At 57.4% G+C, this 12,341-nt stretch carries 9 protein-coding genes; all 9 read right to left on the bottom strand.

What is annotated here, in order from left to right:
- On the bottom strand, positions 1–1,839 hold the full coding sequence (locus F591_RS29545) for an ABC transporter ATP-binding protein (RefSeq protein WP_019534794.1): 1,839 nt from the start codon (positions 1,837–1,839) through the stop codon (positions 1–3).
- A gap of 220 nt (positions 1,840–2,059) precedes the next feature.
- Positions 2,060–2,389 (bottom strand): HIT domain-containing protein, encoded by a 330-nt coding sequence (locus tag F591_RS0111715; RefSeq protein ID WP_019534793.1) that lies wholly within the window; start codon positions 2,387–2,389, stop codon positions 2,060–2,062.
- A 211-nt stretch (positions 2,390–2,600) separates the two neighbouring features.
- Positions 2,601–3,437: a MurR/RpiR family transcriptional regulator gene (locus tag F591_RS0111710; RefSeq protein ID WP_019534792.1), complete on the bottom strand. Its 837-nt coding sequence runs from the start codon at positions 3,435–3,437 to the stop codon at positions 2,601–2,603.
- A 118-nt stretch (positions 3,438–3,555) separates the two neighbouring features.
- Positions 3,556–4,314: a PHP-associated domain-containing protein gene (locus F591_RS0111705; RefSeq protein ID WP_019534791.1), complete on the bottom strand. Its 759-nt coding sequence runs from the start codon at positions 4,312–4,314 to the stop codon at positions 3,556–3,558.
- 22 nt (positions 4,315–4,336) lie between these two features.
- Positions 4,337–5,176: an energy-coupling factor transporter transmembrane component T family protein gene (locus F591_RS0111700; protein WP_019534790.1), complete on the bottom strand. Its 840-nt coding sequence runs from the start codon at positions 5,174–5,176 to the stop codon at positions 4,337–4,339.
- A gap of 33 nt (positions 5,177–5,209) precedes the next feature.
- Complete coding sequence (locus F591_RS31965; protein ID WP_019534789.1) at positions 5,210–7,243, bottom strand: ABC transporter ATP-binding protein; 2,034 nt, start codon at positions 7,241–7,243, stop codon at positions 5,210–5,212.
- Entirely contained in the window at positions 7,240–8,118 is an 879-nt protein-coding gene (locus tag F591_RS0111690) for a DUF8171 family membrane protein (RefSeq protein ID WP_019534788.1), read from the bottom strand. The genes F591_RS31965 and F591_RS0111690 overlap by 4 nt, the downstream gene beginning before the upstream one ends.
- Before the next feature lie 721 nt (positions 8,119–8,839).
- Positions 8,840–9,940: a glycoside hydrolase family 88/105 protein gene (locus F591_RS0111685; protein ID WP_026326552.1), complete on the bottom strand. Its 1,101-nt coding sequence runs from the start codon at positions 9,938–9,940 to the stop codon at positions 8,840–8,842.
- 30 nt (positions 9,941–9,970) lie between these two features.
- On the bottom strand, positions 9,971–12,250 hold the full coding sequence (locus tag F591_RS0111680; RefSeq protein WP_019534786.1) for a helix-turn-helix domain-containing protein: 2,280 nt from the start codon (positions 12,248–12,250) through the stop codon (positions 9,971–9,973).
- Between the last annotated feature and the right edge of the window lie 91 nt (positions 12,251–12,341).

The raw sequence follows: 12,341 nt of genomic DNA, 5'->3' as shown, positions 1-12,341 counted from the left end.
TCAAACGGCGTCCTCCTTCCGATACCATTCGGCCTGAGCGGTGAACAGCCTGTAGTACAGGCCTTGTCTCGCCATCAGCTCGCTGTGGGTTCCGAACTCGACCAGCTCCCCTTCGTCCAGCACGGCTACCTTGTCGGCCAGCCTGGCGAAGCCGATGCGGTGCGAGATGAGAATACCTGTGCGGCTCTGGATGCTATTCTTCAGATTATAAAACTGCTCCATCTCCGCGATCGGGTCCAGCATCGCCGCCGGCTCGTCCATGATGATGATATCCCTGTCGCTGATATGGGCGCGGGAAACGGCGACCCGCTGCCATTCGCCGCCGGACAGCTGCACGGCCTGAATGTCGTACCACCTGCCCAAATGCGTGTTGAGGCCGGACGGATGCTTGGTCAGGATGCCCGCCGCGCCGCCCTTGTCCGCTGCGCCGTGCAGCGCCGGATCGTCGTCCAGCTTGGACAGGTCGCCGAAGGCGATATTTTCCCGCAGAGTAAACTCGAATTTGGCATAGTCCTGAAAGGTGACTCCCATGCGCTGCGCCAGCTTCGTCAGATCGATCTCGTCATAGCTCTTGCCCTCGAAATACACTTCCCCCTCTGTCGGCTTGTAGAAGCCGAGCAGCACCTTGACCAAGGTCGACTTCCCGGCGCCGTTGCCGCCGACGAGGGCGACGATTTCGCCTTGGCGGATGGTTAACGATACATTTTTCAGCGCGTAGGTACCCGGGCGGTAGCCGAAGCTGACATTGTTCATTTCAAAAACGGCGGGGGCTTCTTCGCTAACAGACGATGGCGCGTTCACGGTGGAACTGGCTGCGCCGCCTTTCGCCGCTTCGCTAAAGTCTGTTTCAAAAAAGCGCTTCTGCAGCTCAAAGTCTTTGACATACTTGTATGTACTCATAAACAATCTACCCAATCCGCTCGCTGTGCCGACAATTTGGTCGAACATCGCCACGAACATGACGAGCGTGCCGACCGTAATGCTGCCTGAAGCGGTCATGTAAAGTCCTGCCGACAGCAGCAGGAACTTGAGCGCTGTCCCCAGGATCTGAGTTACGTTGTCTCTCAGCGTTGCTTTATTCAGATAGCGGAGCGTTCTTTCCTGCATCGGCCGGACGATATCGAACCACTGCTTGCGAATATACGGGTCCAGCCTCAGCAAGCGGTATTCCATCGCGATGTCCTGGGTGAACACACGGGAGTAATAATACTCGGCCAGTCTTTCGTTATGCCCTTCATCGACCCACCGCCGGTGCCCTTCAACCGCGTTAATGAATCCCATGGCAAGTGATACGGCAAGCAGGACAACAGCAAGAGCCAGCAGCAGCCCGGAGGTGCCTGCGGCAAGAAGGAGGATGCTGCCAAGGGACACCATCGCTCCCAGCAGCTTCAGAAAGCTGCTGAGGAAGTAGGACAGCCGCTTGATCGTCGGCATCGTCATATCTACTTGCGTAGCAAGCTCCGCGTTGTCAAACAAACGCAACGGTACGCGACGCATCAGGTCGCCGAGATTTTTTTGCATACCGACGGCGTACCGGGTAAACAGCGTAAAATCGAAAATGTTCGGCAGCATGTTATAAACCGCTTGCAAAAACAGAAAACCGATCAGGGCGGCAATCCAGGGGACGATCGCGCCGAAGCCGTTCATCGCCGCCGTCTGCGCCGTAATCGTATCGATGATCTGCCGCGTCACGACCAGGAACAGCGCCGGCAGCACCGCCCCGGCCATGCAGAGGACGATCCAGAACATCAGGTTCCTCTTGTCGATCTCCCAGGCTTGGCCAAAAGCCCACCGTATCGTGGCAAGCTCCGACCGGATTCTAGCGTTCAGATTGCTCATCCTCCACACCCCAAGACATAGGAATCGGGAAACAAAAGATTAGTGCCTTCTGCATCCATATCCCTTAACAGTAAATATATGTATGTAATTGGATACGATTGCATTATATCACTTAACAATTTGAAAAAATATATGTTTTTTTGCTCAATTTACGCAATTTTTACATTTTTTTGTCCTGAGTCCGGGACCGCTGGGGAGAGGAGGGCCAAAACAAGCACAATCATCGCAATGGCTTGCCATAAACGATATGAAAATGAAGATGCTTCGAGTCCTGGTACTCCCCCAAGTTGGTCAGTACCCTGCAGCCTCCATGCTCGGCCAGCACCTGCTCAGCGACCTTCTTTATAACGTCCATCAGCTCGATCAGGAGCGCATGGTCGCTTGGCTCCAGCGTCAGCAGCGACGGGATGTGCTTTTTCGGAATCGCCACAATGTGAACGGGATAATAGGGGCGGGTGTGATGATACGCCAGCACGTTGTCCGTCTCCAGCACTTTGCGGACAGGCGTGCGGCCGCTCAATACTTCATCGCAATAGAAATCCTCGCTCAAATGAAACGCCTTCCCACAATAGGTTTCCTTATTTTAACATATCGATCTTGAAATTCAATTCCCAATAAGAAAAAACACCCTTAGACTGCGCTCATGTTCCGGCGCAATCCAAGGGAGCTTGATACCACCAAACAGGCAGCCCCGGTCAAGCGGAGATGGCCCGCCACGAGCCCGACCCGTACCTCAGCTCGCTGAATGAAGACGGCAGCGGTTATTTGGGCAGCAAGGAAGCATACTGCTTCCGCAGCGAGTGCAGCTTCTTCAGCTTATCCATCGCGGGTTCGCCCCGGCGCCCGGCCAGCGATACGGCTAGACTGTCCACAATGACCATCGGAGCCACTAGCGAGTGGAAGGCGTCGGCGTCTCCCCGGTCGACCTGGAGAACGATGTCGCTCTCGTCGATCATGTCGGACACCAGCAAATCGGTAATCAGTATCGTCCTGTACCCCGCTTCCGCGGCCTGATTCAAAATGACCGTCGCTTCCGGCGATCTGCTGACAAAGCCGAAGAAGAGGACGACGTCCTGCGGACCGGCATGCACCAGGCTTTCCAGCAATTCGTGCCCGCTCCCGGCCATCATGCGGACCTGAATGCCGATGCGGTTCAAGCGAAAGCGCAGCAGCTCCGACAGGCACGAGGTCGAGCCGGGGGCATGGACGTAGATGCGCTCGGCCGCATCCAACGCTTCCACGGCTTGCTGAAACTGCTGCCGGGAGATTCGTTGTTCCGTTTCGTCCAGATTCACCAAGGCTGCGGCGATCATCTGCCGGGCGGGGTCCTGCTCAGTCTTTTTCAGCACCTGCTGCATTTTGCGCGCCGGCGTCGACTGGCTCATTTCCTGCAAATGCTTCTTGAACGATTTCAGATTGTCGTAACCGGCCGTTTTCCAGAACCGCGAGACGGTCGCGATGCTGACGCCGACCTTGGCGGCAATATCTTCTTCATTATAAAAAGGAATCCGTTCAAGCGATTTGACGATAAAATCGGCAATTTTTTGTTGGCTTTTGGACATTCGGTCAAAAGGGAAGTCCACGTGCAGCTTGTCCATCGGTATCGCCATCCTCCCATTCCATCGGAAGCCAGCCCGTACAAGCGGACCTTGCTATTTCTGCACTTATTGTACCTGTTCAAGAATGTATGCCGCAATCTTTCCGAGACAGAGCATGCTACGCCAAAAGCTGCCCCTGCTGCTTCAGCAGCTTTTTCACGAGCGCAGCCGCCTTGACTTTCGTGTCCAGACAAGCGGAGATTTCGATCCGGTACCGCCCCTCCCGCAGGCAGGCCGCCAGCTCGGAGACGCGGCTGCAGTCGCCATCCAGCTTGTTGCAAATGCTGCCGAACTGCAAAGGATGATGCGTATCGCTTCCCGCTACGACCGGAATTCCGACGGATAGGGCCGTTTCCGCGACGCGCGCGCTCATGTCCGGGCCGTACGCATGCAGATCCTTGGCGTTCAGGTCGAAGGCGTCGAGCCGGCGGAGCAGCTGCGGCGAATGCTGCGTAAGCGGGTTGCTCTCCCGGTGCGGATGCGCTCCGATTCGCAGCATGGACAATTCGTCGCACCAGTCCAGCAGCCGGGCGAGTTCAACGAAGCTTTCCTTCTCCGTATGCGGCTCAAGCCGGGCGCGCAGCTCCCTTACCGCGTCTCTATGGCCGATCGCAAGGATGTGGCCGCCGTCCTTCACATCGACTTCCAGCCCCGGAAACAGCTTGAATCCTTCGATATCGTAGAAGTCGTCCCGGTAATGGTAATGCCGGTCCAAGCTATCCAAAATATCGTGGTAGCGGAGCGTGTTGAAATGCTCGGTCATCGCCATGGCATCCAGTCCGTTAAACCTTGCTTCTTGGATGGCATCGCGGAAATCATCCAGCGAAAATTCCGTAGTTTTGGATAATTTGACATGTGTGTGCAGATCGATGTTCATGCCGACTCCCCTTTTCTACCATTCAAAATTGACTTCCGAACCAAAACAAAAAAGCAATATAGACAGCGGATACGGCTAGAAAAGCATAGTCGCGAAGGCGAAGCTTCAAATAAGCCAGCTTGATCCGCTTCACTCTGGGGTCGTTGATCGCATAGGTGAAGCCTTTGACCTCCAACGCTTCGACGGTTGTGCGGGTGCGCTTGGCCGTATTGAGAATGAGCGGATAGAACGCCAGCACCGAAATTTTGCCCATGTACACGAGCGTTCTCCAGCCTAACCACCCTTTGCGCTGCGGCGCGCGGCCCCTCAGGCGATAGGAGTGCAGCAGTTGGTTATACTCCTCGATCAAAATCGGCAGCATGCGATACCCGTAGGCTACTCCGAAGCTGAACTGCGCAGGCATCCCGAGGCTGAGCAGCGCGTCGCTCAGCTTCTCCGGGTCCATGCTGGAAAATACCGCAATGCTGGCCAACGCGATCACGAGCAGTTTCAGCGTCAGCGTCGACAGCGCCCAAGCAGCGGACAGTCCGCCGCCGAAGGCGAGCGAGACGAGCAGCACGTAAGCCGTATCCGTCACGAGGCCGAGCGCCAATACGATCAGCACGACAATGCTGGGCCGCGACGTGTAGGTTAGCGCCGCAATGGGCAGCAGCATGCCGATTAACACGATTTTATCGTGGATGAACCAGGGCGCGACCGCGAAAAAGGTGTACCATGCGATCAGCATGCGCGGGTCGAACCTCGATAGAAACGTCATGGAATGGCCGAATGCCGTTCGCAGCAATTCGATTTTGATGCGCTCGACGCTCAGTCTCTCCCAGAAGCTTGTTTTATGGACCGGGACCGGCTCGACGACTTGCATCGGAATCCTCCTCTTGAACTGGAATAGCGTAAATTACATCGCGTTGGCGGGCTGCCGCAGCGAGCGGCTTACCGATTCGGCGAATTCCTCCACCGTCAAACAGACCGGCGACATGCCGAGCCGCGCGCTGAGCTGGACGATTTGCGGCGGATTCAGGGCCGCCAGCTCCAGCACTTCCGGGCGGGAGAACACCGTCCGGCTGTCCGCGTCCAGCAATATTCGCCCGCCGTGCATGACGATGACTCTCGTCGCCCAGTCGGCGACAAGCTGCATGTCGTGCGTGGCGATCACGACCGCCCGGACGCGATCGCGAAGCTGATCGAGCAGCGTCGTCAGCTCCCTGCGGCTGGCGATATCGAGGCTCGCCGTCGGCTCGTCCAGCAGCATCACGGTCGGCTGCATGGCCATGCCGATCGCCAGCGTCGCCCGCCGCTGCTGTCCGCCGCTGAGCAGCCTGCCGTCGCGGTGCTGAAGCTCCGTCAGCTTGAAGCGCCGCAGCACATCGTCGACGAACGCCTCGATCCCCTCCCGCTTCCGCGCAGTCAAGAAAAACTCGATGTCCTTGCGGATACTGTCGGCGATGAACATTTCTTCCGGGTTCTGAAACAGAAAGGCAACCTCATCCGCTAACGCCTCGGGAGTCGTCTTCCGCGTATCTGCACCGCAGACGGACACCCGGCCTTTCCAGGGACGGCGAAGGCCGGATATTAACCGCAGCAGGGTGGACTTCCCGGCGCCGTTGTTGCCGACCAGCGCAATCCGGTCGCCGTCGTGAATCGTCAAGTCAACGTCCTGCAGCACCGGCCTCCGTTCGCGGTCGATTCCCTGATACCCCGCGGTCACGCCTTCGAACCGGATAAGCGGCTCTGGCGGCAGCGCTCCGGCTTGCGGGCCAGTCGGCGCGGGCGGCCCTGGCGGCAGCGCATCGGCTTGCGGGACGGTCGACGCGGGCGGCTCTGGCGACAGTGCTCCGGATTGCGGGACGGTCGGCGCGGGCGGCACTGGCGGCAGCGCACCGGCTTGCGGGACGGTCGACGCGGGCGGCACTGGCGACAGTGCTCCGGATTGCGGGACGGTCGACGCATGCGGCCCTGGCGGCAGCGCACCGGCTTGCGGGACGGTCGGCGCGGGCGGCTCTTGCCGCGGCACGCTGGCATTCGGATCAGATGGCGCGCTTTCCGGTTCCCGCCATAGCCCGCTTGCCGCCCCCCACCATTCCGCCGCTTCTTCGACCGTGATCGGGCATTTCGCCGGCGCTTCCGGCCCAGGGCTGCCGGATAACCGCTGAAACGCCTGCGTCACCTGCGGCGGCTGAATATTCAGCTCCGTCAGCTCGGAGACGGCCGACAAGCCTTCGGAGACGGGCTTCACCCAGCGCACACGGCCGCCCGGCTCCATAAGCACAAGGGTGCGGCAATAATCGGCGATGAATTCGGTATGATGCTCGATGACGACAATCGTTTTGCCATGCACTTCATTGAGCATTTTCAGCTTGTCATAGATCGTCCTGGCATGCGCAGGGTCAAGCTGGGCGACCGGCTCGTCGATGACGATGACCTCCGGATTCAGGGAAAGCGCCGCCGCCAGCGCGACCATATGCTTTTGACCGCCGCTCAACTGCCAGATCCATTCGCTGCGAAGCTGCTCGATGCCGAGCATGCGGAGCGCCGCCAGCCCGCGCTCCTTGTAATCCTCGTATCCGAAATTGAGCGGCACGAAGCAGGCTTCATCGTAGGCCGTCGGGCGCACCAGTTGATTTTCGAAATCCTGAAACACGTAGGCGACATGCCTGGATAACTCGGCAACGCTGCGACCCAGCGTGGAAGTGCCGTTGATGTATACGTCACCCTCCATATCGCCCGAATAATAGGCCGGGATCAACCCGTTGAAGCATTTGCACAGCGTCGATTTGCCGCTGCCGTTGCTGCCGGCGACGGCGACGAAATCGCCGCGGCGAATCGACAGGCTGACGTTCTGCAGAGAAGGAGCTTCCGCGCCGGGATATCGGAAAGTTACACGGTCCAGTTGAATGACAGGCTGCTCCGCCTCCCGCTCCATGGCCGTCATCGAACCGGCTCTCCTTTTGACTTACCCGATTTACGCATTACAGCCCACGCCAGCGCGGCGAGGAATACGACAGCGGCAGCTGCCATGCTGATCCAGACGGCCCCGTCGCCCAGCCCGGCTAACCATTCGGATTCCCAATCGATGATTTTGAAATCCGATTCGGCCAAAAACTCCGCCGACCCTGCGATCGCGAACAGCAGCAGGCTGACGATGAGCAGCCTTGGCGTGACGAAATCGCCGACCGAGGCTTCCGCCTTGCCGTCGCGGGGCTTCATGCCGAGCAGAGGCTCGACCTTGCCGTACAGCCGGGGAACGAGATACAGCGTAGGAAGCAGCGCGAACAGCGTACCCGAAACGATCATCGTATTCAGGAATCCGAACGCTTCGATGGCGAGCACGCTTTCCGGCAAGCCAGGGACGGCCTCCAGATCCTCGATGCCGACATACACCTTGGCGATATCGACAATGCCCCCCAGCAGTTGGTCGATCCCGATGGCGACGTAAGCCGCCAGCGCCAACTGCCCTCTGCTTGCCGGATTGCGGACAAGCATGCCGGCAATAAATACGGCGAGAGAAAATTCAATGAATTTCTCCAGCTCTCCCAATCCGCCGAATTGCCCGAGCAGCAGCTCCCCGAAAATCACCTCTCCGAAGCTCGCGCCCAGAGCCGCATACAGCGGATTGAACAAGATGGCAAAGATGAGCGGAATAAAAATAAAATATTCCACCTTGAATTCCACCGGACCGAATCTCACTTCGGGAAGCAGCTCGGTGATCATGTTCGATATTCCGTACAGCGACATGGACAAGATGAAAATCATCAGCTTCTGCTGCGAAGTCGATTCCGGGCGATGGGACCGCAATCCTTCTTTCATTTCCGATACCTCCGTTGTTCGTTTTCGTCTTCGCTTTCAGCTTAGAGGTTATTTGTTATCGGATTGTTATGCCCGTTTTAAGTTATGGTGTATTTTTTGCATATTCTGTTCAATGAAAGTTTTTTTTCATCCATTACCAAGCGCAGCCCGTACCAACGGAAAAAGGACGCCTCTTGGCGTCCACCTTAGAAAAATTTCGGTATTTAACTTTTGACGACATGTTCGAACGGCAAGTCCGCGCTGCAGGACGGACGCTGACGGTGGGAAGAGCAGCCGCAATTTCGTTATGTTCCGCATTAGCGCTATCCCCTCATCTTCTCTAAAGCGAAGCAGGGGTAACCAACGCTTGAATAAGCACGAAATTCGATCCTATCCCTCGATAAAATGATCCAGACGCCAAAATAAGACTGAATTTCACGCTTAACTCGATGACAATGCCCCGTTTCCGGTGATAGCAGATCGGATAAGATGTTTTTTCGTGCTTATTTTCGAAAATCAGGCCATCTTGCGATGAATAAGATTGTTTTTCGCTCTTAAGTTCATTAGAATGTGCCAGATCCGAGGGACTCAGCCCGCGACGGCTCGACGGCTAACGGCAACGGCCTCCCGCGGGAGAGAAATGCACAGATCCAGCTGCCGGCCAAGCCGTTCTTTTACCGGACTGCATGATAGGAACACGGCTTGGGCAGCGGCCCATTAGCGCTCGCGTGCCTTCCCCTTCTCACTGCAGCCGCTTGATCTCGTTATACGCCATGAGCAGCGGCGCGACGCCGTGCCCGTTGTTGTCGACGATCTTCTCGCCGTACACGTAATACTCGTAAGAACCGTCGCGGAGCTCGCCCGTCTCCGGCTTCCTTCCGAGGCCGGCGCTTCGGCATATGCCTCCGAGCAGCACCTCTCCCGCTTCTTCGCGCAAATAGCGCCTGATCGTTCCATCGAACGCCCGCTGGCCATGGGCGGCGTACGCTTGCGGCAAGTAACCGAGCCGGGCTCCTTTCAGGATGGCGTACGCCAGCATCGTTGTCCCGCTCGTCTCCAAATAATTGCCTTCCCGCGCTCCTTGATCGACAACCTGATACCACATGCCCTCGCTGTGCTGATGCGGCAGCAGGCCGTCTACCAGCTCCTGCAGGTACTGCTTCAGGAAGCCGCTGTCGGCCGGCTCCCCCTCCAAAATTTCCAGCATATCGACGAGCGCCATCGCGAACCAGCCGACTCCGCGTCCCCACACGTGCGGCGAATGGCCCGTAGCCGGGTCGCACCAGAACATTTGCCGGCTCTCGTCATACGCATGGCGGTACAGCCGCTTGGACTCGTCATAGAGAAAGCGGCGGGCATTGCGGAACTGGGCGAGAATGTCGCTGTAGTCCTTACGCTCTGCAAACCGCTTGATGTACTGCGCATAGAATGGCTGCCCCATATACAAGCCGTCGAGCCATACCTGGTAAGGGTAATTCTGCTTATGCCAGAAGGAGCCGGCGTTCGTGCGCGGATAGCTGGAGAGCATCCCGAACAGCAGGTCCAGCACGCTTTTGTACTTCGGATCGCGCTCCTTGTCATACAAGGCGAACAGGACGGTCGCCATGCGAATCTGGTCGATATTGTAGTAGGCCGGGTCAATGGCGGGAATCCGGCCTGCCGCATCGTACAGGCTGTCGATAAAGCGCTTGACGAAGGCGTACTCCGCCTCGTCGCCACTTTGCCCATAGCTGTCCAAATACGCCTTCAAAATGCAGCCTTCGATATAATGCCACCTCAGCGAGTACCATTTGGGCTCTGCCATGTACTGCGCTTTGAGCCGTTCAACAAGCTCGTAAGTCAAGATTCCAGGCACCTCCATAAGTAGCTAGGGTCACGACGATTTGGAATGCTCCTCCCGGTACTGCCCGGGGGTCATGCCGGTCATTTTGCGAAACGTGCGGATAAAGCCCGTCGCGTTCGTGTAATTCAGCCGTTCGGCGATTTCGCTGATTTTGAGCGAGCTGTCCTTCAGCCACAGCTTCGCCATATTGATCCGGTATTCCGTCAAATACTCGCTGAACGTCACGCCGATTTCCTTCTTGAACACCCGGCTCAAGTAGACCGGATGGAACTTCAGCTGCTCCGAGCAAGCCTCCAGCGTAATGTCCTGATCGTACGCCTCATGAATCATCTGCACCATTTGGCGGGCGATGCTCATGTATTGCGAATCGATCTGCTCCTTCAGGAAGGCCAAGGTCGGAGGAAACAGCTTCGTCTTGAACCAGAAGACGATATCCGCCGCCGTGCTCAGCTTCAGAAACTGCTGAACCGCCGCGCTCGTGCCGAGCAGATTGTCCAGAGCGCCTCCCTGCTGCTGGACGAGCCGATAAATTCGCGTAATCAGCTCGAGCATAAGAATTTGAAAATCGTTGAACTGGACGTTCTGCCCCATAATCGACTCCACGTACCCGTCAAAATGCTCAAGGGCCGCTGCTTCGTCGCCCGCCTGCAGCGCCTGGATCAGGCTGTTCTCCAGATAGGACCAGGAAGCGTCCGGCTGGATGCTGGTCGCAGCAGCCGTCTCAATGTCGTCGTAGCTCACGATCACATGATAGCCGAGGCTGATTCGCCGCTTGAGCGCCTCCAGCGCTTCCGAATATGCGTTCATCGCTCCCGCATACCGGTGAAACACACGGCTGATGCCGACGCTGACCTTAAGCTGCAGCAGCTCGCGCACTTTGCCCTGGATCTGCCCGGCGAGCTGGTGGCACAGCGCCTTCAGCTCAGCGGGGCTGTCCGCATCGATGGCGATCAGCGACACCTGGGACTGATCGAGCAGCAGCGAACCGATCAGGTTGTCCGGCGGAATCAGCTCCCCGACGATGTTGTGGATGGCGAACAGCAGCAGCTCCTTGTCCTTCGCCGTATATCGCGTATCCTGCAGCGTATCGATCTGGATCACGAGCACGCTGAGCGACGCGCTGTTGTCCGCAAACCCGTACACGCCGCTTTTGTAGACGAATTCGCTCTCGGTCACCTGCCCCATAAACAGCTTGTGCAGGAAAAACTCCTTGATCTGGCTGCGCTGCCCCTGCAGCTGCTGCTGAAGCTGACTGCGGGAGCTGAACAAGGTGTGCAGGCGGTCCTCGATATAGGCGAACTCGTCCTTTTTGGAGGCGTCGCCGGATTCTCCGCCGAACTGCTGCATGATCGCGAACATGCGCCGGATCGGCTCGTACATCCGCCGGCTTCCGAAATAAGCGAATACCGCGATCACGGAAAAAATGATCAGGCAGGCGTTGACCGTCACGAAGGCGATTTTGCGCGACTCTTTCGTAATCTCCTGGATCGATACGATCGAGACGTAGGTCCAATTGTGATGATCGGACGAAAGCGCATTGACGGCCAGGCCCTGCTCCTCGAAATACGCCGAATCCAGGTCTGGATTCGCTTTCAACTTGCTCAGAACGGCCTCATCGATCTTGGGCGAGCCCGGGCTGGACAAAAACGGCTCGCGCTCGCGGTTTAACACATAAATGTTACGCCACTCCGCATTTTGCCGCAAATCGTACTGCAGCTCGCCGTATGCCAGATCGACGAGCAGCACCGCCTTCGGCTGGGACGAGGAGGCAACCATCGGCAGTTTGACGACAAGGCGGATTTTATACGGCTCGGCCTTTCCTTCCTCCGCCGCTTGATCCCCCTGGTTCGCGACCGCCGTGAGCCAGAACAGCTTCTTCGCTTGCTGCGCATACTCGCCCAGCCGATCGCGGTCGGCGAATTCGTCGGCGCGGGTAAAGCCGAGCTCGCTGATCATCCAGCCGTGCTCGAGATTGATGAGATAAGTGTCAGCTACGCCGGCGATGGAATGCAGATTGTACAAGCCTTTGGACAATGCCGTGATGTTCTGAAAATGGCCAGCCGTCAAGGCGCGGTCGTACAAGCTGGCGACCAGCGGCGAGCTGATGTACTGAACCGCGCCCATCTCCACGTTTTTGAATATTTGCTCGATGCGCATTTTGTTCTGCAGCAGGATCTGCCCGTTGCCTTCGTTCACTTTTTTCTCGATATCCTGTTTGGCAATAAAGTAAGAAATCGTTCCGGTGGAGGCGACCGGAACGGCTACCAGCAACAGGGTGAAGACGAACAAACGGACTAAGTATTTGGGCATCGAGCATCCTCCCCTTTAACTACTGTATCAGGCATACAACTTGTACCCGACACCCATTATACCAGAAAAGCGCTTCCAACAGTCTACTTGA

This window comes from Paenibacillus ginsengihumi DSM 21568 (assembly GCF_000380965.1).
GTDB lineage: Bacteria > Bacillota > Bacilli > Paenibacillales > NBRC-103111 > Paenibacillus_G > Paenibacillus_G ginsengihumi.
This window is presented reverse-complemented; position numbering and strand designations above follow the sequence as displayed.

Bases quoted from the DNA above. Each gene is read 5' to 3' on its own strand.
- F591_RS0111690 (WP_019534788.1), bottom strand. From the start codon at position 8,118: ATGAAAGAAGGATTGCGGTCCCATCGCCCGGAATCGACTTCGCAGCAG.
- F591_RS0111700 (WP_019534790.1), bottom strand. From the start codon at position 5,176: ATGCAAGTCGTCGAGCCGGTCCCGGTCCATAAAACAAGCTTCTGGGAG.
- F591_RS0111680 (WP_019534786.1), bottom strand. From the start codon at position 12,250: ATGCCCAAATACTTAGTCCGTTTGTTCGTCTTCACCCTGTTGCTGGTA.
- F591_RS31965 (WP_019534789.1), bottom strand. From the start codon at position 7,243: ATGACGGCCATGGAGCGGGAGGCGGAGCAGCCTGTCATTCAACTGGAC.
- F591_RS0111705 (WP_019534791.1), bottom strand. From the start codon at position 4,314: ATGAACATCGATCTGCACACACATGTCAAATTATCCAAAACTACGGAA.
- F591_RS29545 (WP_019534794.1), bottom strand. From the start codon at position 1,839: ATGAGCAATCTGAACGCTAGAATCCGGTCGGAGCTTGCCACGATACGG.
- F591_RS0111710 (WP_019534792.1), bottom strand. From the start codon at position 3,437: ATGGACAAGCTGCACGTGGACTTCCCTTTTGACCGAATGTCCAAAAGC.